Below are 19,525 nucleotides of genomic sequence, written 5' to 3' on the forward strand. Positions count from 1 at the left end.
GCGTAGGAGTAGAAATGACCCGTGGCTGAACTGAAACTTGGGTACAAGGCATCCGCGGAACAATTCGCACCGCGTGAACTCGTCGAACTCGCCGTCGCCGCCGAAGGTCACGGCATGGACAGCGCGACCGTCAGCGACCACTTCCAGCCGTGGCGGCACGAGGGCGGGCACGCGCCGTTCTCGCTGGCGTGGATGACCGCCGTCGGCGAACGCACCGAGCGGATCGTGCTGGGCACCTCGGTGCTCACGCCGACCTTCCGCTACAACCCCGCCGTCGTCGCGCAGGCCTTCGCCACCATGGCCTGCCTGTACCCAGACCGGATCTTCCTCGGTGTGGGCACCGGCGAGGCGCTCAACGAGATCGCCACCGGATACGAGGGCGAGTGGCCGGAGTTCAAGGAGCGGTTCGCCCGGCTGCGCGAATCGGTCCGGCTGATGCGCGAGCTGTGGCGCGGCGACCGCGTCGACTTCGACGGCGAGTACTACCGGCTCAAGGGCGCCTCGATCTACGACGTGCCCCAGGGCGGCGTGCCCATCTACATCGCCGCGGGCGGCCCGGCGGTGGCCAAGTACGCCGGGCGGGCCGGGGACGGCTTCATCTGCACCTCCGGCAAGGGCGAGGAGCTGTACCAGGACAAGCTGATGCCGGCGGTGCAAGAGGGCGCGGCGGCCGCCGAGCGCAATGTCGACGACATCGACAAGATGATCGAGATCAAGATCTCCTACGACCCGGACCCCGAGCTGGCGCTGGAGAACACCCGGTTCTGGGCGCCGCTGTCGCTGACCGCAGAGCAGAAGCACAGCATCGACGACCCGATCGAGATGGAGAAGGCCGCCGACGCGTTGCCGATCGAGCAGGTCGCCAAGCGCTGGATCGTCGCGTCCGATCCCGACGAGGCCGTCGAGAAGGTCAAGCAGTACGTCGACTGGGGGCTCAACCACCTGGTGTTCCACGCCCCGGGCCACGACCAGCGCCGGTTCCTGGAGCTCTTCGAGAAGGACCTGGCCCCCAGGCTGCGGCGACTTGCCTGAGCCCTCGGCTATCTACATCGCCGCTCCGGAACCGGAGACCGGCAAGTCGACGGTCGCGCTGGCGCTGCTGCACCGGTTGACCGCGACCGTCGCCAAGGTCGGCGTGTTCCGGCCCATCACCCGGGTCACCGACGGCAAGGATCGCGACTACATCCTGGACCTGCTGCTGCGGCACACCACCGCGGGCCTGTCCTACGAGCAGTGCGTCGGCGTGACGTATCAGCAGTTGCACGCCGACAGCGACGCCGCGATCGCCACCATCGTCGACGCCTATCACGCGATGGCCGACGACTGCGACGCGGTGGTGATCGTCGGCAGCGACTACACCGACGTCGCGCGGCCCGCCGAGCTCTCGGTCAACGCCCGGATCGCCGTCAACCTCGGCGCGCCGGTGCTGCTCACGGTCAGCGGCCGGGGCCGCACCCCCGACGAGGTGGCGCGCGTCGTCGAGGCGTGCCTGGCCGAGTTGACCGTCCAGCGCGCCCACGCCGCGGCGGTGGTGGCCAACCGCTGCGACCCGGCGCGGCTGGGGGAGGTCGCCGAGGCGCTGGAGGCCTTCACCCAGCGCAGCTACGTGCTGCCCGAGGAGCCGCTGCTGTCCGCGCCGACGGTGGCCGAACTCGAAAGGGCGGTCGACGGAAGGCCGGTCAGCGGCGAGGCGTCGCTGCGCGAGCGCGAGGTCACCGGCGTGCTGGTCGCCGGGATGACCGCCGACCACGTCCTGGAGCGGCTTCGCGACGGCATGGCGGTCATCACCCCCGGTGACCGGTCGGACGTGGTGCTCGCCGTGGCCAGCGCCCATGCTGCCGAAGGCTTTCCGTCGCTGTCATGCATCGTCCTCAACGGCGGCTTCGCGCTGCACCCGTCCATCGCGGCGCTGGTCGCCGGCCTGCGGCTGCGGCTACCGATCGTCGCCACCGCGCTGGGCACCTACGACGCCGCCAGCGCGGCCGCCGCGGCCCGCGGCCGCGTCACGGCGAACTCCCAGCGCAAGATCGACACCGCGCTGGAGTTGATGGAACGATACGTCGACGTCTCGGATCTACTTGAGCAGCTTGCTATTCCGATACCGACCGTGACCACGCCGCAGATGTTCATCCACCGGCTGACGCTCCAGGCCCGGGCGGATCGCAAGCACATCGTGCTGCCCGAGGGGGACGACGACCGCATCCTCAAGTCGGCCGGCCGCGTGCTGCAGCGCCGCGTCGCCGACCTGACCGTGCTGGGCGACGAGGCGCAGATCCGCCAGCGCTCCGGCGAACTCGGCGTGGACCTCGACGGCGCGCAGGTGATCGACCCGCGCACCAGCGATCTGCGCTTCCGGTTCGCCGACCAGTACGCCGAATTGCGCAAGGCCAAGGGTGTCACCGTCGAGCACGCCCGCGAGATCATGCGCGACGCCACCTATTTCGGCACGATGATGGTGTACAACGGCATGGTCGACGGCATGGTGTCCGGCGCCGCCCACACCACGGCGCACACCGTGCGCCCGGCCTTCGAGATCATCAAGACCGTCCCCGACGTCTCCACCGTGTCCAGCATCTTCCTGATGTGCCTGCCCGATCGGGTACTGGCCTACGGCGACTGTGCGATCATCCCCAATCCGACGCCCGAGCAGCTGGCCGACATCGCGATCTCCTCCGCGCGCACCGCGGCACAATTCGGCATCGAGCCGCGGGTCGCGATGCTGTCCTACTCCACCGGTGAGTCCGGCACCGGCGCTGATGTCGAAAAGGTCAGGAAGGCAACGGAATTGGTTCGGCGCAGGGAGCCGCAACTGCCCGTCGAGGGGCCCATCCAGTACGACGCCGCGATAGAGCCGTCGGTCGCGGCCACCAAGCTGCGTGACTCGGCGGTCGCCGGCCGCGCCACGGTGCTGGTCTTCCCCGACCTGAACACCGGCAACAACACCTACAAGGCCGTTCAGCGCAGCGCCGGGGCGATCGCGATCGGGCCGGTGCTGCAGGGCCTGCGCAAGCCGGTGAACGACCTGTCCCGCGGCGCTTTGGTCGAGGACATCGTGAACACCGTCGCCATCACCGCGATTCAGGCGCAGGGCGTCCGTGGCTAGCGCCGACCGGGTCGTGCTGGTCATCAACTCCGGCTCGTCCTCGCTGAAATACCAGTTGCTCGACCCCGACTCCGGCACGGCCCGGGCGACCGGGAACGTCGAGCGGATCGGCGAGCAGTCCTCGCCCGTCCGCGACCACGACGCCGCACTGCGTCAGGCGTTCGACACGCTGTCGCGGCAGGGCATCGACCTGCGTGCCTGCGGCCTGGTGGCGGTGGGCCACCGAGTGGTGCACGGCGGCAACACCTTCTACCGGCCCACGCCGGTGGATGACGCGGTGATCGACAAGCTCGACGAGTTGTCGGAGCTGGCGCCGCTGCACAATCCGCCCGCGGTCAAGGGCATCGAGGTGGCGCGCAAGCTGCTGCCCGACGTTCCGCACATCGCGGTCTTCGACACCGCGTTCTTCCACGACATGCCGCCCGCGGCCGCGACCTACGCCATCGACCGCGGGTTGGCCGAGCGCTGGAAGATCCGCCGCTACGGGTTTCACGGCACGTCGCACCGGTACGTGAGCCAGCAGGCCGCCGCATTCCTGGGCCGGCCGCTGCAGAGCCTGAAACAGATTGTGCTGCACCTGGGTAACGGCTGCTCGGCCTCCGCGATCGCCGGCACCCGGCCGCTGGACACCTCGATGGGCCTGACGCCGCTGGAGGGCCTGGTGATGGGCACCCGCAGCGGCGACATCGACCCCAGCATCGTCAGCTACCTGTGCCACATGGCCAAGATGGGCGTCGACGAGGTCGAGTCCATGCTCAACCAACGGTCGGGGGTGCTCGGCCTGTCCGGCGAGCGCGACTTCCGCCGGCTGCGCGCTATGATCGAATCCGGTGACACCGCAGCGCAATTGGCCTACAGCGTGTTCACCCACCGGCTGCGCAAGTACATCGGCGCCTACCTGGCGGTGCTCGGGCACGCCGATGTCATCACCTTCACCGCCGGCATCGGGGAGAACGACGCGGCGGTCCGCCGCGACGCAGTGTCGGGGCTGGAGGAGCTGGGCGTGGTGCTCGACGAGCGCCGCAACCTCGGCGGCGGCAGGGGCGCCCGGCAGATCTCCGCCGACGAATCCCCGATCGCCGTGCTGGTGATCCCGACCAACGAAGAGTTGGCCATCGCCCGCGACTGCGTGAGCGCGCTAAGCGGTTAGGAAGCCGCCCAGTGTGCGTTCACGGCTTTGCGTGTGCGCTCACGGCGGAAAATGCGGCCGAATTCCGCCGCCAGTGCACACGCAAAGGCCTGAGTACACACTCGGTTGCCCTGTGCATAGCGGCAGTCGCGAAGGGTCGTCGATGTGCGACCGTTCCGGCATGGAACCGGGCGAACCGTTTATCGGCAGCGAGGCTCTGGAGTCGTGTGTGTTGAGCCGTCATCAACTGCGGGCGCGTTACCGTGCGGTCTTCCCGAACGTCTACGTGTCCAACGACACCCAGCTGTCGCTTGAGCGGCGAATCTGCGCGGCGTGGCTGTGGTCAGGGCGGGCGGCGACCATCGTGGGGGCCGCCGCCGCCAGATTGCATGGCGCCGAATGGATTCCCGACGATGTGCCGGTCGAGTTGAACCACACCAACGCCCGTCCGCCTCGGGGCGTGCTGACGCGGCGCGATCGACTGCTGGACGGCGAAACGCAGGTCATGGACGGGCGGACCGTGTCCACACCCGAGCGAACCGCCTTCGACATCGGCCGGCGCGGGGCCATCCGCTCGGCGGTCGTCCGGCTGGATGCGCTGGCGCGGGCAACGGGTTTCAAAGTCGACGACGTACTGCGCATGGCGAAGTGCCACCCCCACTCGCCCGGGCTGCGGCGGCTCGAGACCGCGCTGGAACTCCTCGACCCGGGGGCGCAGTCGCCGCGCGAGAGCTATCTACGCCTGCTTCTCATCGATGCCGGGCTCCCGCGGCCGCAGACCCAGATACCGGTGTGCGGTGTGGACGGAATTCCTTTCGCCTACCTCGACCTCGGCTGGGAGGAACAGATGGTCGCCGTCGAATACGACGGCGACCAACACCGCAGCGACCGACGCCAGTACGTCAAAGACATTCGGCGGATCGAGATGCTCGAGCAGATGGGGTGGATCATTGTCCGGGTCATCGCGGAGGACCGCCCCGCCAGCATCATTCGCCGGGTGCGCGCCGCGCTGGCCGAATCACGTGTGCGTTCACGGCTTTGAGTGTGCGCCCATGGCGGGATCCGGGCGATTTTTCCGCCCACCATGCACACGCAAAGCCCTGGACGCACACTCGAGGCGAAGGGGAAAGACGATGGCACGCACCGGCGCAGCCTTAGAACGTGCTCGTGGGCCGTACCTTGTTCGCCATGTCGACCAGCGCGTAGCGGTGCCGTTGGGTGGGGGCGACGCGGGCCAGGTTGCGCAGCGCCGCCTCCACGCCCAGCCGCAGCCCGTGCTCGGTGAACGGGAAGCCGAGGATGTGGTTGGTGCTGGCCTTGTTGTCCTCCAGCCAGTCCATGGCGCAGCCCAGCACCAGCGCGCGGATCTGCAGCACGCGTGGTTCGGTGGGCGGCAGTGCCTCTACACGCCGGGCGGCGTCGCGGATGTCCTCCTCGGTGATCTCGCTCTTCGTCCGCCCGGACAGCAACGTCACCGCACTGGTCAGCCGCGCGGTGGTGAAATGCCTTGAGGTGGGCGGCACCTCGTCCAGCGTGCGCACGGCGGCGGCTCGATCGCCTTCGGCGGAAAGCCATCTGGCCAGACCGAAGGCGGCCGAGATCACCCCGTCGTTGGTATTCCACACGGTCTGGTAATACTTCTGATCGTCGACGTTGCCGGCCAGCTCGGCGGTGGCGGCCAGTGCCAGCTTGGGCGCCAGCTCGCCCGGGAACGTGTCCAGCACCTCGGTGAAATGCGTTGTGGCGGAGTCGTAGTCGCCGGTCAGAAGCTCCGAGACGGCCCGGTACCAGACCAACCGCCACTGCCAGCCCACCCGCTCGGCCAGGTCGTCCAGCTTCCTGGTGGCCTTGGCCACGTCGCCCAGGTCCAGCAGCGCGCGGACCTCCATCAGCGGCAACTCGATCGACTCGGACACCTCGACGCCGTCGGCGTCCAGCGTGCCGTGGCGGGCGGCGCGCAGCGAATCCAGGGTCTGCACCGGCTGGGAGAGCACCGTCGCCTGCAGGACCGGGGCGGCGACGTCGGCCGGGTCCACCAGCGGCACCTGCAGCGCGGTCACGATCTCGCGGGCCGTCAGCCGCTCCGAGTGGACCTGGCCGTCCAGGTAGACGTCGGTGTGTGCGACCAGCAGGTCCACCCCGAACGTCGAGCGGCTGGGGCTGAAGATGGTCGACAGCCCGGGCCGTGGCACCCCGGTGTCCTGGGCCACCACCTCCCGCAGCACGCCCATCAGCTGCGCGGACATCTCCTCCGTGGTGGCGAAGCGGCGCCGCGGGTCGGGGTCGGTGGCCCGGCGCAGCAGCCGGCGGTAGGAGTCGTACTTCGTCAGCACGGGATCGTCTTCGGGCAGGCCGTCGACGTAGCGGCCGTTGCGGGTGGGCAGGTTCACCGTGAGCGCGGCCAGGGTGCGGCCGACGGTGTAGATGTCGGTGGCGATCGTCGGGCCGGTGCGCACGATCTCGGGCGCCTGGAAGCCGGGGGTGCCGTAGAGATAGCCGAACGAATTGACCCGCGACACCGCGCCCAGGTCGATGAGCTTGAGTTGCTCCTCGGTGAGCATGATGTTCTCCGGCTTGAGGTCGTTGTAGACCAGGCCGATCGAGTGCAGATAGGTCAGGGCCGGCAGGATCTCCAGCAGGTAGGCGATGGCCTCGGCGACGGGCAGCTTCTGGTCCTTGCCGTGCTTGAGCGGCTGCCCGCCGATGTACTCCATGACGATGTAGCCGACCGGGTTGCCGTTCCGGTCCTTGTGCTCGACGAAGTTGAAGATCTGCACGATCTGCGGGTGCACCACCTCGGCGAGGAACTGCCGTTCGGCCATCGCGATCGCCTGCGCCTCGGCGTCACCGGAGTGCACCAAGCCCTTGAGCACCACCGGGCGGTCGTTGACGTTGTGGTCGACCGCCAGGTACACCCAGCCCAGTCCGCCGTGCGCGATGCAGCCCTTGACCTCGTACTGGTAGGCGACGATGTCTCCCGGATTCAGCTGTGGCAGAAACGAATACGCGCTGCCGCAGGCGGGGCACCAACCCTCCGACTCGCCCTTGACGCCCTTCTTCGACCGGCCGACCGGCTTGCCGCAGTTCCAGCAGAACCGCTTGGCCTCCGGCACTACCGGGTTGGTCATCAACGCCTCGAGCGGGTCGATGTCGCGCACCCGGGGGATCTCGACCAGCCCACCGCCGAGCTGTCTGACCGGCGGCAGCACCCGCGTCCCGATCGTCACCCGGTCTTGCGAATCGCTGTCCAGGGCGCCGAGCGAGATGTGCGGAAAATCGTCGTCGTCGTCATCGTCGAAATCGGGACGGAACAGCGCCTGCGTCGCCTGGATCCGGCCCGTCGTCGGGCCGCCGCCCTGGGTGTCCGGCGGTTGGGTGCCCGGGCTCACGTCTTCGGAGCCCGGTTCCGGCCGTTGGGTCTTCTCCGACTCGGTCATCAGTCCAGATACCTTGGCGTGGGCGGGGCGGGCGCGGGGCCCAGCACCGTCAACCACTTGCGGTACAACGTGTTCCACGTCCCGTCCCGGCGGATCCGCTCGAGCGTGCCGTTGACGAACCGCACCAGGCCGGTGTTGGTGAGGTTGACCCCGATGCCGTAGGGCTGGGTGGCCATGTTGGGCCCGACGATGTGCAGGTAGGGGTCCTCCTCGACCAGCCCGGCCAGGATGGAGTCATCGGTGCTGACGGCGTCGATCTCGCGCTGCTGCATCGCCACCAGGCAGTCGGCCCAGTTGACCACCGAGATGATGATGGGCTGCGGGTCGATCTGGCGGATCCGGTGCAGCGACGTGGTCCCCTTCGCCACGCAGACCCGCCTGCCGGACAAATCGCTGACCTTGGCGATGGGCGAGTCCCGCGGGACCAGGATGCGCTGGTTGGCGTCCAGGTAGACGGTGGAGAAGTTGACCTCCTTGCGCCGCTCGCAGGTGATGGTCATGGTCTTGACCACCACGTCGACCTCGGAGTGCTTCAGCGCGGTGACACGCTCGTCGGACGACAGGATGCGGTATTCCACGTGCGACGGGGCGCCGAAGATGTCGCGCGCGATCTCCCCGGCGATGTCGACGTCGAAACCGGTGATCTCCCCGGTGATGGGGTCGCGGAAGCTGAACAGGTTGCTGCCGATGTCCAGCCCGACGATCAGCCGGCCGCGGGCGCGGATGTCGGCGACCGCGGCGTCCGCCTCGGCCTTGGTGGGGAAGGGCCGCAGGCTCGCGGTCAGGTCGCAGCCCTGGCTCGGGTCGTCCGGCGGCAGCGGCGGCTCCGGCGCCAACTGCTGCATGCCGACCGGGGTGGGCGGCGGCAGCGTCGGCACTTTGGCCACCGTCAGCGACTCGGTGTGCGAGCAGCCCGCCAGCACGGCCACCGCGGCGAGCGCGGCGCCCGCCCGCCGCAACCGGGCCGGCCGCGTCATTATCGATACTCTTTCAGCCGCGGCCACAGGCCCAGCGCCACCGCGATGGCGGCGCCGAGGCTGAGCACCACGCCGCCGACCTGGGCGCCGGACAGCCCGCTGCGGGCGTTCAGGACGTCGTTGCGCAGGTGGGTGCGGCTCTGATCCATGGCCTTGCCCAGCTGGCCCTCCAGCTTGTCGAACGCCGGGGTGGAATCGTCTTCGCTGCTGCCCAGGGCGACCTGCGTGGCCGCCCGGTAGTTGCCGACCGAGATGTAGGAGTTGATCCGGTCGTTGGCCTGCCGCCAGCGCAGCAGCAGCTGGTCGGCGCCCTGCAGGTCGGGTTTGTCGACGGCGTCGCTGCGCACCATGTACTGGTCGAGCTGTTGGTGCATGGAGTCGATCCGCTCATAGAACGACTGCTTGCGCTTCTCCTCGTCCCCGCGACGGATCAGCGATAGCGTCTCGTCGGCCCGCGCCTGCTGGGCGGTGATCGCGACGTTGGTCACGATCCGCAGCGAGTCGGCGGCGGTGTTCTTGGCGCTACGGCTGGCGGTCGTGGAGATGGTCAGCGCTGTTCCGACCCATACCACCATGACGAGAATAGCGAGGCCGCCCACGACCAGGCCCGGATTGATCCGGCGCCGGGTGCGCCTGGCCAGCCAGCGATGGGCGAAGGCGCCGAAGACCGCGGTGGCGGTGACCACCAGGATGACCGGCGCGGGGATCTGCGTGGACGCGGTGGTTTCCGCGTCCACCCGCTCGGACGTGGCCTGATACAGCTGCGCGGCGTCCGGCAGGATCGTCGATTGCATCAGTCCCGAGGCTTCCGACAGGTACGACGACCCGACCGGGTTGCCCTCCCGGTTGTTGGTCCGCGCTATTTCGATCAGGCCGGTGTAAACGGCCAGTTCGGCGTTGATCCGGCCCAGCAGCTGCACCAGCGGTTCGTCGGTGAGCCCGCTCGACGCCCGGGTCACCGCCACCGCCGCGTCGGTGATGGCCTGCTCGTAGCGCTGCCGCACCGGCGGCGGCTCGGCCTCGGCGATGAACGCCGTGGCCGCCGCCGCGTCGGCCACCGACAGGGTGGTGTACAGCCGTCCGGCGGCGAACGACAGCGGCTCGGTGTGGTTGAGCACGGTCGTCAGCACCTGCTGGCGGTGGTTGATGGTGGTCGACGTGGCGAAGGCGCAGATGCCGCCGAGCACCGCCAGCACGATGCCGATGGTCAGGATCCGGCCCGGCGTGGTGGAGATGAACCACCAGCGGGGATGGGCTGGCTCCGCCGGCGACCGCGACCCCTGCGGCTCCGTCGACGGGTGCGCCAGCTCAACCGTCACGTGTGATCAGCCCTCATCTTTCGCGGCCACTGGAACGCTGCACGAAACTCTATAAGCGAATTCTAAGAGAATCTTCCGGCGGATGGGCGGAGGCAGACCGATTGACCAGGCGATCACCCGCATATCCTGAACGCGTGCACGGCGACGGCGACGGTTGGGTGGTTTCCAGCAGCGGCACCCCGTACTGGGGCCGCTTCGGCGCGGCCGGTCTGCTGCTGCGGGCCCCGCGGCCGGACGGCACCCCCGCCGTGCTGCTGCAGCACCGCGCGGTGTGGAGCCATCAGGGCGGTACCTGGGGTCTGCCGGGCGGTGCCCGCGACAGCCACGAGACCCCGGAGGAGACCGCGGTCCGCGAGGCCCACGAGGAGGCCGGCCTGGCGGGCGAGCTGGTGACGGTGCGGTCGACGTTGGTCACCGCCGACGTCGCGGGGCCCGGCGGCGCGCGCTGGACCTACACCACGGTCGTCGCCGACGCGCCCGAGTTGCTGCACACCGTGCCCAACGGGGAGAGCTCCGAGATGCGCTGGGTCGCCGAGGACGAGGTGGCCGGGCTGCCACTGCATCCCGGTTTCGCGGCCAGCTGGCACCGGCTGCGCACGGCGACGGCCCTGGTGCCGCTGCATCACGGCGACGAGCGGCGGCGGCACCTGCCCCGCACCCTGGAGATCGAGGCCGGCGTCTTCGTCTGGTGCGTGCCGGGTGACGCCGACGAGACGCCCATGCATCCCCGGATCAACTCGCTGCTGCAAGCGCTGAGCTGAGCCGCTCCGCCGCGGCCCGCGGGTCATCGGCCGCGGTGATCGCGCGCACCACCACGATGCGGCGGGCGCCGGCTGCGAGCACCTCCGGCAGCCGCTGCTCGTCGATCCCGCCGATCGCGAACCACGGCTTGTCGGGTGCGAGCCGCGCGGCGGCCCGCACCAGCTCCAGGCCCGGCGCCTCGCGGCCCGGTTTGGTCGGCGTGGGCCAGCACGGGCCGACGCAGAAGTAGTCCGGCCCCGCGGGTCCCGAAGAACTGGCCGCGGCGGCCTGGTCGACGTCATGGCTGGACAGGCCGAGCAGCGTGTCCGGGCCGACGATCCCGCGCGCGATGTCCAGCGGCAGGTCACCCTGCCCGAGGTGCAGCACGTCGGCGCCGGCCGCGCGCGCGATGTCCGCCCGGTCGTTGACCGCGAACAGGGCGCCGTGCCGCCGGGCCGCGTCGGCCAGGACCTCGCACGCGGCCAGCTCCTCGCGCGCCTCGAGGGGCCCGAACCGCTGCTCGCCGGGCGACCCCTTGTCGCGCAGCTGGATGACGTCGACACCGCCGGCCAGGGCGGCGTCGGCGAATTGGGCCAGATCACCACGCTCCCGGCGCGCGTCGGTGCACAAATACAGGCGCGCGGCCGCCAGCCGCCTAACTCGCTGATGCACACCGCGACGCTAGCGCGCTAGCGTGGAAGCCGAAGAACTCAGTGAGACACGGGAGTCCCAGGAACGGGGTCTGAGAGTGGGCGCGCCCGCCCTTACCGTCACACCTGATCCGGGTCATGCCGGCGAAGGGAGGCCAAGGATGCCAACAGACCCTGGGTCGTTGGCGGTCATCGGCGGCGGCGTCATCGGGCTCGCGGTGGCGCGCCGCGCTGCGCAGGCCGGCTGGTCGGTGCGGGTGCACCGCACCGCCGACAAGGGCGCGTCGTGGGTCGCCGGCGGCATGCTGGCCCCGCACAGCGAAGGCTGGCCCGGCGAGGAACGGCTGTTGCGGCTGGGGTGCGAGTCGCTGCGGCTGTGGCGTGAGGGTTTCCTCGATGGCCTGCCGCCGCAGGTGGTCACCGCCCGGGAGTCGCTGGTGGTGGCCGTCGACCGGGCCGACGTCGCGGACCTGCGCACCGTCGCCGAGTGGTTGTCCGCGCAGGGGCACCCGGTGATCTGGGAGTCGGCCGCCCGGGACATCGAACCGCTGCTGGCCCAGGGCATCCGGCACGGCTTCCGGGCGCCCACGGAGCTGGCGGTGGACAACCGCGCGGTGCTGCAAGCCCTCTCGGCGGAGTGCGAGCGCCTGGGGGTGTGCTGGGCGGCGCCGGCGCACGAGCTGTCCGCGGTCGAGGGCGACGCCGTGGTGATCGCCAACGGCATCGACGCCCCCGCGTTGTGGCCCGGCCTGCCTGTGCGCCCGGTCAAGGGGGAGGTGCTGCGCCTGCGCTGGCGGCGCGGCTGTATGCCGGTGCCGCAGCGCGTCATTCGCGCCCGCGTGCGCGGGCGGCAGGTCTACCTGGTGCCGCGCCCGGACGGGGTGGTCGTCGGGGCCACCCAGTACGAACACGGGCGCGACACCGCCCCGGTCGTGTCCGGGGTGCGCGACCTGCTCGACGACGCCTGCGCGGTGCTGCCGGCGCTGGGCGAGTACGAGCTGGCCGAGTGCGCCGCCGGGCTGCGCCCGATGACACCCGACAACTTGCCGCTGGTGCGGCGCCTGGACGAGCGAACCCTGGTCGCCGGCGGCCACGGCCGGTCCGGGTTTCTGCTGGCGCCGTGGACCGCGGAAGAAATCGTCTCCCAGTTGGCCCCGGTCGGAGCCCCGTCATGATCGTCGTGGTGAACGAGCAGCAGGTCGAGATCGACGAGCAGACCACGGTGGCCGCGCTGCTGGCGTCGCTGGGCTACCCGGACCGGGGCGTCGCGGTGGCGATGGGCGACGCCGTCCTGCCCCGATCCAGCTGGACAACAACACTTTTCGATGGCGCTCGACTCGAGGTGGTGACGGCGGTGCAGGGTGGCTGAAGCGAAACTCACGATCGGCGACCGCAGCTTCGCCTCGCGGCTCATCATGGGCACCGGGGGAGCGAGCAGCCTGGCGGCGCTGGAAGAGGCGCTGGTCGCCTCGGGCACCGAGTTGACCACCGTCGCGATGCGGCGCGTCGACGCCGACGGCGGGACGGGGCTGCTGGACCTGCTCAACCGGCTTGGCATCACGCCGCTGCCCAATACCGCGGGGTGCCGCGGCGCGGCCGAGGCGGTGCTCACCGCGCAACTGGCCCGCGAGGCGCTGAACACGAACTGGGTCAAGCTGGAGGTCATCGCCGACGAACGCACGCTGCTGCCCGATGCGGTCGAATTGGTCCGGGCGGCAGAGCAATTGGTCGATGACGGGTTCGTCGTGCTGCCCTACACCAACGACGACCCGGTGTTGGCGCGCCGGCTCGAAGACGCCGGGTGCGCGGCGGTCATGCCGCTCGGTTCGCCGATCGGCACCGGGCTGGGCATCACCAACCCGCACAACATCGAGATGATCGTCGCCCGGGCCGGCGTCCCGGTGGTGCTCGACGCCGGCATCGGCACCGCCAGCGACGCCGCGCTGGCGATGGAACTGGGTTGCGACGCCGTGCTTTTGGCCACCGCCGTGACCCGGGCAGCCGACCCGGCGGCGATGGCGGCCGCGATGGCCGCCGCCGTCACCGCCGGCTACCTGGCCCGCCGGGCCGGGCGGATTCCCAAACGCTTCTGGGCGCAGGCCTCCAGCCCGCAACGATGAAACGGTATGTGGCGCTGGGGAGTTCGATGGCGGCCGGTCCCGGCATCCGGCCCAGGGCCACGGGCGCTCCCTGGGGCTCGGGCCGGTCCGCGCGCAACTATCCGCACCTGGTCGCGCGCCGGTGCGGCCTCGAACTGGTAGACGTCACCTTTTCCGGCGCGACCACCGCCCACGTCCTCGCCGACCGCCAGCGCGGCGCGCCGCCACAGATCACCGCCCTGAACGGTTCGGAAAGCCTGGTGACCATCACGATCGGCGGCAACGACGTCGGCTACATCCCGCTGCTGATGGCCGCCGCCCTGCCGCGCCCGTTCCGGCGGCTGCCGCTGCTGGGTGCGCGCATCTCCGAGTTGCTGGACACCGACGCGCGGAATCGGGCCCTGGACGCGGTGTTCGAATCGCTGTGCACGGTCGGTCACGCGGCGCGCGGGCGTGCCCCGCGGGCCCGGGTGATGTTCGTCGACTACCTGACCGTCCTGCCGCCCGCGGGCACGCCGGCCGCCCCGCTTTCGGGCGCGGACGCCGACCTCGGTCGCCACGTGGCCGCGACGCTGGAAGGGCTCACGGCCGACGCGGCGAGCGCAACGGGGTGCGAGGTGGTCCGCGCCGCGGCGGCCAGCCGCGAACACCACGCGTGGTCGGCCGAGCCGTGGACCACCAGACCCGGTGTACCGCTGCCGGGTCGGGCGGCGCCGCTGCACCCGAACGCCGCCGGGATGCGCGCCGTCGCCGGACTGGTGGCCGCGCTGTGGTGACGGGTCAGCCGTTCGTGCGCCACCACTGGTAGAGCGCGTTGACGTCGGAGCTGGACGAGGTGAGGTGGCCCAGCACGTTCTTGGCGTCGGTGGTCCAGGTCAACGTCGCGTAGTTCTTGTAGGTGCCGCAGGCGATCTGCCCGCCCGTCTGGCCGTTCTGCTTCCAGGTCCCCGGTGACTGCCCGGCGTCCCCGCACGCGGCCAGCGACACGTCCTTGATGGTGGAGCTGAACGCGGAGGCCAGGTTCGTGCCGTTGGAGAAGAGGGCGTAGACACCGGAGCCCGGTCCGCTCGGGTCGGGGCTCTGACCGCACAGCAGTTCGGCCAGTTCGCCCGATTCGGTCAGCTCCTGCGGCTTGCAGTTGTTCAGGCCGTAACCCTTCGAGAGGTTGGCGGCCAGCGTGTTCATGTCGGCGGCGCTGCCGGTGTTGGGTTCGGCGGCCGCGGGTGCGCTACCCGCCAGGGCCAGGCTGCCGGTGAGCACTGCGGCGGACACGGCGCGCAGCGCGGTGGTGGGATGTGACATGTGGTTGACTCCTTGCGGTTGTTGGATGGGTGGTGCAGAAAACCGTTGCCCCCCAACGAAAATCTCAGCCGTTGGCCCGCCACCACTGGTACAGCGCCGCGGCGTCGGCGTTGGATCCGCGGATGTAGCTCAAGATGTTCTTGGCTTCGGTGGTCCAGATGATCTCGGCGGCGTTTCGATACGTCCCACACGCCACCCGCCCGGCGTTGCCGCTGTTGCTGCCCTGGTGCCAGTTGGTGGGCGATTGGCCGCTGTCCCCGCAGGCGCCCAGCACGTCGTCATTGATGCTCGCCTTGAACGAGCCGGCCAGGTTGTCGGCGTTGTTGAACAGGATGTACTTGGCCTGGACCGGTCCGCTCGGGTCGGGGCTCTGCCCGCAGGTCAGCGAAGCCAGTTCGCCGGTGGTGATGCTCTGGGTGGTGCAGTTGTTCAGGCCGTAGCCCTTCGACAGCGATGCCGCGAGCGTGTTGATGTCCGACGTACTACCCGTATTGGCGGGATCCGCGGTTGCGGTGGCCGCGCCCGCTAAGGCGAAACCGCCCGCCAGCACCGCGGCCGTCGCGGCCCGCAGCGCGTTGCTGGAATGCACCATCCTGTGACTCCTAGGCGGTTGTCGAACCGGCGTCGCTCACCGGAGAAACACGCGTCCGCTATGTAGGGATCGTAGAGCTATGTCGTGACAAAGCAACACATTCCGCCGGAAATTGTCTGTCTGGGCATCCTTCTCGACACCGCGGCGCGGTGCCGACGAATCGTTGGTCACCAAAAGCCTTGCTAATGCACGTGTCTCACGTGTGCTTCCGGCGATCGCCGGGAAGGCGGCGGGGCCGGCCGGGGCTTGAGCCCCTCGAGAGCGTTGTGCCGCGCGCCGGCGCGTGCAGGGGAGATTTTCAAATTGCCAGTGCCGCCGTGAGTGTGCTCGGGTATGGTTAGCACCGCTTCACGCCAGCTAACTTCTCGGGACTGGAGAATCCATGACACAGCCGCCGGCACCACCCCCACCGCCGCCTGGTTATCCGCCGCCGCAGCCCGCCGGACAAGCACCGAACAACTACTTGGTGTGGTCCATCCTGGTGACCCTGTTCTGCTGTCTCCCGTTCGGGATCGTGGCGATCGTCAAGTCCAGCCAGGTCAACGGTCTTTGGGCACAAGGCCGTTATGCCGAGGCGCAGGCATCCGCCGACAGCGCCAAGAAGTGGGTGATCTGGTCGGCGGTCATCGGCGTCGTCGTCGGCATCATCTACGGCATCTTGATGGCGGTCGGCGCGCTGAACACGAACACCAATGCGGCGCTGGCCGCGATGTTCTAGGCCCGGCTCGCGACCATGGTGACCCGCCCGGTATCGGTGCCGCAGAGTCTGGGCGCGCCACTGGTGGTGGCGGCTTCCACGACGTTGATGTGCGCCGCCATCTGGGCGGGTGACCCGACCACCCCCAACGGACCGCTGCCCGTGTGTCCCACCAAGGCGCTGTTGGGAATCGACTGCCCGGGATGCGGCAGCCTGCGCATGCTGTATTCCCTGATGCACGGCAATGTGATGGCGGCCGCCAGGTTCAACGCGTTGGGCCTGGCGGCCGTCGTGCTGTTGGTGTGGGCGTACCTCGCCTGGACCTATGGACGCCTGGCGGGCCGGCGGGTCCGCAGCTGGCAACACCGCCGCTGGGCCGCGGCCGTGACGCTGGCGCTGGTCGCGGCGTGGTTTGTGGCGCGCAACGTTCCCGTTGCGCCTTTCAATGCGCTCTACGTCTGACACCGCCGTGTCCTGAACCCGGCCGCTGGTGACGCGGTCTAACCTGGGGCGCGATGGTGAAGAAACGCGCGACGATCCCGGCGGCGCTCGTCATGGTCGCCGTGACCGCATTCTCGGCCGGCTGCTTCCATCGGACCTCGCAACCGGCGACCGGTGACCCCGACGCGGTCAAGTTCGCCGGCGCCCTGCACGACAAAGTCACGACCGACGCGATGATGGCCCACCTGGCAAAGCTCCAGGACATTGCCAACGCCAACAACGGGACCCGGGCGGTGGGCACCCCCGGCTACGAGGCGAGCGTCGACTACGTGGTAAACGCGTTGCGCGGCAGCGGTTTCGACGTGGCCACCCCCGAGTTCTCGGCGCGGGTGTTCCACGGGGACAAGCCGGTGGTGACCGTCGGTGGCCTGGAGGTGGAGGCGCGCGCGCTCGACTTCAGCCTCGGCACCCCCCCGGAGGGGGTGAGCGGGCCGCTGGTGGCCCTGCCCGCCAGCAACGCCCTCGGGTGCGCGGCATCGGATTACGGCAACCTCCCGGTGCAGGGGGCCGTGGTGCTCGTGGACCGCGGCACCTGCCCCTTCGCCCAGAAGGAGGACGTCGCGGCGCAACACGGGGTGGCCGCGATGATCGTCGCCGACAACGTCGACGAACAACAGATGGGTGGCACCCTGGGGCCGGACACGTACGTCAAGATCCCGGTGGTGGGCGTGACCAAGTCCGTGGGCGTGCAATTGCGCACCCGGCCCGGGCCCGCCACCATCAAACTGAACGCGAGCGTCCAGAGCTTCAAGGCCCGCAACGTGATTGCGCAGACCAAGACGGGGTCGACGGCCAACGTCGTCATGGCGGGCGCGCACCTGGACAGCGTGCCCGACGGGCCGGGCATCAACGACGACGGTTCGGGGGTGGCCGCGGTGCTGGAAACCGCGCTTCGGCTGGGGAGTTCGCCACAGGTGCGCAACGCGGTACGGTTCGGGTTCTGGGGCGCGGAGGAACTCGGCCTGATCGGCTCGCGCAACTACGTCGAGTCGCTGGACCTGGCCGCGCTCAAAAGCATTGCGCTCTACCTGAATTTCGACATGCTCGCGTCCCCGAATCCCGGCTACTTCACCTATGACGGGGACCAATCGCTGCCGGCCGACGCCCGTGGCCAGCCGGTGGTACCGGAGGGGTCGGCCGGCATCGAGCGCACGCTGGTGGCCTACCTGAAGTCCGCCGGGAAGACCGCCCAGGACACCGCGTTCGACGGACGCTCCGACTACGACGGATTCACCCTTGCGGGCGTCCCCGCCGGCGGCCTGTTCTCCGGCGCCGAGGCGAAGATGTCCGCCGACCAGGCCAAGCTGTGGGGCGGGGCGGCCGACCAGCCGTTCGACCCCAACTATCACCAGAAGACCGACACCCTCGAGCACATCGACCGGTCGGCACTGGGGGTCAACGGCGGCGGGGTCGCCTACGCCGTGGGTCTGTACGCCCAGGACGTCAACGGTCGCAACGGGGTTCCCGTGCGGGAGGACCGCACACGTCACACGCTGAGCAAGCCATGACCCGCCGCCTGGGGGTGACACTGCTGCTGGTGGCCGCGCTGCTGGCCGGCTGCTCGTCGCACCGGCCGGGGGCGCCCGCGGCCGCACCGGACCTGGGTCGGGCGCTGGCGGAGAAGGTGACCGCCGACCGGATGCTCGCCCACCTGCACGCGTTGCAGAACATCGCCGACGCCAACAAGGGGAACCGCGCGGACGACACACCCGGCTACGACGCCAGCGTCGACTACGTGGCGAAGGCCTTGCGCGACAGGGGTTTCGAGGTGGTGACGCCCCAGTTCGACCGGGTGTACACCGTTTCCCCGGGCAGGCCGGCGATGACCGTGGCCGGCCGCAGTTATGCCGTCGACCAGGCCTCGCTGCTGGTGCAGACCCCGCCCGGCGGCCTGAGCGGCCAACCGGTCCGGCCCAGCCAGCCCTCGGGCTGTGCGGCCGGCGATTACCCTTCCGGGCTGCCCAAGGGCTCGATCGCCGTCGTCGACGACGCGCGTTGCTCGGTGGTGGACAAGCAGAACGTCGCGGTGGCCAAGGGGGCGGCCGCGCTGGTCGTGCTCAGCGCCCCGGCCGGCCAGGGCGCCCCGCCCACGTTGTTCACCCCGGGTTACTTCAAGCAGCTGACCGTGCCGGTCGCCGTCGCCGGTCCGTACGCCGCGAGTTCGCTCGCCGGCGCAAGCGCTCCCATCCGCCTGGTGCTCGACGCCCGCAACATGACGATCACATCGCGAAACGTGTTGGCGCAGACCAAGACCGGATCGCCGCACGAAGTGGTCATGGTCGGCGCGCATCTCGACGGCCCCCGCGGCGGTCCCGGCATCAACGACGACGGGACCGGTGTGGCCGCGGTGCTGGAGACGGCGTTGCAGCTGGGCCCGCTGGCGCCGGTGAACAACGCGGTCAGGTTCGCGTTCTGGGGTGCCGACGAGGACGGGCTCAACGGCGTGATGGACTACGTGTTCGGCATGAACAGCGACCAGCTCAACGACATCGCGCTGTACCTGAACTTCACCACGCTGGGTTCACCCAACGCGGGCTTCTTCACCGAAGACGGTGACCAGTCCGGCCCGCCTGCGCCGGGGGTGACCTACGCGGACGTGCCCGACGGGTCGGCCGGCATCGAGCGCACCCTGGCCGCCTATCTGAACCTGGCCGGGAAGCGACCCGCTGACATGCCGCTGAGCACTCGTGCCGACTATCACCCCTTCATGGTCGCGGGGGTGCCGATCGGAGGCATGACCGCGGGCGCCACGCAGCAGAAGACCACGGTGCAGGCCCGGCTATGGGGCGGTCAGGCCGGCGTCCCGTTCGATCCCAACTACCAGGGCCCCCGCGAGACCGTCGACAACATCAACCGGGATGCGTTGGCCGTCATGGGTTCCGGCGTCGCATACGCGGTGGGCAGCTACGCCCAGTCGATCGGCGGCGTCAACGGCGTGCCCCCGCACGACAAACGGCATCGGACCCGGGTGCCGTAGC

19 protein-coding genes and 1 riboswitch are annotated in these 19,525 nt (G+C 70.0%); of the genes, 13 read left to right on the top strand and 6 right to left on the bottom strand.

All coding sequences use genetic code 11. The annotated features are described in order from the left end of the window. Positions 1–21 precede the first annotated feature (21 nt). The 4 genes from fgd (at position 22) to AWC03_RS12215 (ending at position 5,274) form a co-directional block, all read left to right on the top strand. Positions 22–1,032: a glucose-6-phosphate dehydrogenase (coenzyme-F420) gene (gene fgd / locus AWC03_RS12200; protein WP_085240727.1), complete on the top strand. Its 1,011-nt coding sequence runs from the start codon at positions 22–24 to the stop codon at positions 1,030–1,032. Next, positions 1,025–3,103: a phosphate acetyltransferase gene (gene pta, locus AWC03_RS12205; protein ID WP_085240728.1), complete on the top strand. Its 2,079-nt coding sequence runs from the start codon at positions 1,025–1,027 to the stop codon at positions 3,101–3,103. The genes fgd and pta overlap by 8 nt, the downstream gene beginning before the upstream one ends. Next, entirely contained in the window at positions 3,096–4,253 is a 1,158-nt protein-coding gene (locus AWC03_RS12210) for an acetate kinase (protein WP_420845670.1), read from the top strand. Before pta ends, AWC03_RS12210 begins: the two co-directional genes overlap by 8 nt. A gap of 142 nt (positions 4,254–4,395) precedes the next feature. After that, a complete protein-coding gene (locus tag AWC03_RS12215; RefSeq protein ID WP_085240729.1) occupies positions 4,396–5,274 on the top strand; it encodes a hypothetical protein in 879 nt (292 codons plus the stop codon). 112 nt (positions 5,275–5,386) lie between these two features. On the opposite strand, the gene AWC03_RS12220 is transcribed toward AWC03_RS12215, so the two are convergent. Genes AWC03_RS12220 through glnX form a run of 3 tightly spaced genes read right to left on the bottom strand, consistent with a single transcriptional unit; the run spans position 5,387 to position 9,965 of the window. Next, positions 5,387–7,669 (bottom strand): serine/threonine-protein kinase PknG, encoded by a 2,283-nt coding sequence (locus AWC03_RS12220; protein WP_085240730.1) that lies wholly within the window; start codon positions 7,667–7,669, stop codon positions 5,387–5,389. Next, positions 7,669–8,646, bottom strand: a complete 978-nt coding sequence (locus AWC03_RS12225; protein ID WP_085240731.1) for a glutamate ABC transporter substrate-binding protein — start codon at positions 8,644–8,646, stop codon at positions 7,669–7,671. Before AWC03_RS12225 ends, AWC03_RS12220 begins: the two co-directional genes overlap by 1 nt. Then, a complete protein-coding gene (gene glnX / locus AWC03_RS12230; RefSeq protein WP_085240732.1) occupies positions 8,646–9,965 on the bottom strand; it encodes a protein kinase G-activating protein GlnX in 1,320 nt (439 codons plus the stop codon). Before glnX ends, AWC03_RS12225 begins: the two co-directional genes overlap by 1 nt. Before the next feature lie 134 nt (positions 9,966–10,099). Between glnX and AWC03_RS12235 the strand changes: the two genes are divergently transcribed. Further along, entirely contained in the window at positions 10,100–10,726 is a 627-nt protein-coding gene (locus AWC03_RS12235) for an NUDIX hydrolase (protein ID WP_085240733.1), read from the top strand. On the opposite strand, the gene thiE is transcribed toward AWC03_RS12235, so the two are convergent. Continuing rightward, positions 10,698–11,378, bottom strand: coding sequence for a thiamine phosphate synthase (gene thiE / locus AWC03_RS12240; RefSeq protein ID WP_085240734.1), 681 nt, complete (start codon positions 11,376–11,378; stop codon positions 10,698–10,700). The two genes, AWC03_RS12235 and thiE, sit on opposite strands and share 29 nt — an antisense overlap. 38 nt (positions 11,379–11,416) lie before the next feature. Further along, positions 11,417–11,526, top strand: a riboswitch (TPP riboswitch). Between thiE and thiO the strand changes: the two genes are divergently transcribed. From thiO to AWC03_RS12260, 4 genes are all read left to right on the top strand, one after another. Then, a complete protein-coding gene (gene thiO / locus AWC03_RS12245; RefSeq protein ID WP_085240735.1) occupies positions 11,518–12,531 on the top strand; it encodes a glycine oxidase ThiO in 1,014 nt (337 codons plus the stop codon). Its footprint overlaps the riboswitch before it by 9 nt. Beyond that, a complete protein-coding gene (gene thiS, locus AWC03_RS12250; protein ID WP_085240736.1) occupies positions 12,528–12,725 on the top strand; it encodes a sulfur carrier protein ThiS in 198 nt (65 codons plus the stop codon). The genes thiO and thiS overlap by 4 nt, the downstream gene beginning before the upstream one ends. Then, the gene (gene thiG / locus AWC03_RS12255) at positions 12,718–13,476 is read left to right on the top strand and encodes a thiazole synthase (RefSeq protein WP_085240737.1); all 759 of its coding nucleotides are present in this window, start codon (positions 12,718–12,720) and stop codon (positions 13,474–13,476) included. The genes thiS and thiG overlap by 8 nt, the downstream gene beginning before the upstream one ends. Next, complete coding sequence (locus tag AWC03_RS12260) at positions 13,473–14,231, top strand: SGNH/GDSL hydrolase family protein (RefSeq protein ID WP_085240738.1); 759 nt, start codon at positions 13,473–13,475, stop codon at positions 14,229–14,231. Before thiG ends, AWC03_RS12260 begins: the two co-directional genes overlap by 4 nt. 4 nt (positions 14,232–14,235) lie before the next feature. On the opposite strand, the gene AWC03_RS12265 is transcribed toward AWC03_RS12260, so the two are convergent. Further along, entirely contained in the window at positions 14,236–14,757 is a 522-nt protein-coding gene (locus AWC03_RS12265) for a serine/threonine protein kinase (protein WP_085240739.1), read from the bottom strand. Positions 14,758–14,821: 64 nt separating this feature from the next. Then, entirely contained in the window at positions 14,822–15,349 is a 528-nt protein-coding gene (locus AWC03_RS12270) for a serine/threonine protein kinase (RefSeq protein ID WP_085240740.1), read from the bottom strand. A gap of 382 nt (positions 15,350–15,731) precedes the next feature. Between AWC03_RS12270 and AWC03_RS12275 the strand changes: the two genes are divergently transcribed. Genes AWC03_RS12275 through AWC03_RS12290 form a run of 4 tightly spaced genes read left to right on the top strand, consistent with a single transcriptional unit; the run spans position 15,732 to position 19,524 of the window. Further along, positions 15,732–16,067 carry a CD225/dispanin family protein gene (locus tag AWC03_RS12275; RefSeq protein WP_085240741.1) on the top strand — a complete coding sequence of 112 codons (336 nt, stop codon included), beginning with the start codon at positions 15,732–15,734 and terminating at the stop codon, positions 16,065–16,067. Between the two features lie 15 nt (positions 16,068–16,082). Next, complete coding sequence (locus AWC03_RS12280; protein ID WP_085240742.1) at positions 16,083–16,508, top strand: DUF2752 domain-containing protein; 426 nt, start codon at positions 16,083–16,085, stop codon at positions 16,506–16,508. Between the two features lie 53 nt (positions 16,509–16,561). Then, the gene (locus tag AWC03_RS12285; RefSeq protein ID WP_085240743.1) at positions 16,562–18,055 is read left to right on the top strand and encodes a M28 family metallopeptidase; all 1,494 of its coding nucleotides are present in this window, start codon (positions 16,562–16,564) and stop codon (positions 18,053–18,055) included. Next, positions 18,052–19,524: a M28 family peptidase gene (locus AWC03_RS12290; protein WP_085240744.1), complete on the top strand. Its 1,473-nt coding sequence runs from the start codon at positions 18,052–18,054 to the stop codon at positions 19,522–19,524. Before AWC03_RS12285 ends, AWC03_RS12290 begins: the two co-directional genes overlap by 4 nt. The last annotated feature ends 1 nt before the right edge of the window (position 19,525 follow it).

This window comes from Mycobacterium europaeum (genome assembly GCF_002102155.1).
In the GTDB taxonomy this organism is placed as follows: Bacteria; Actinomycetota; Actinomycetes; order Mycobacteriales; family Mycobacteriaceae; genus Mycobacterium; species Mycobacterium europaeum.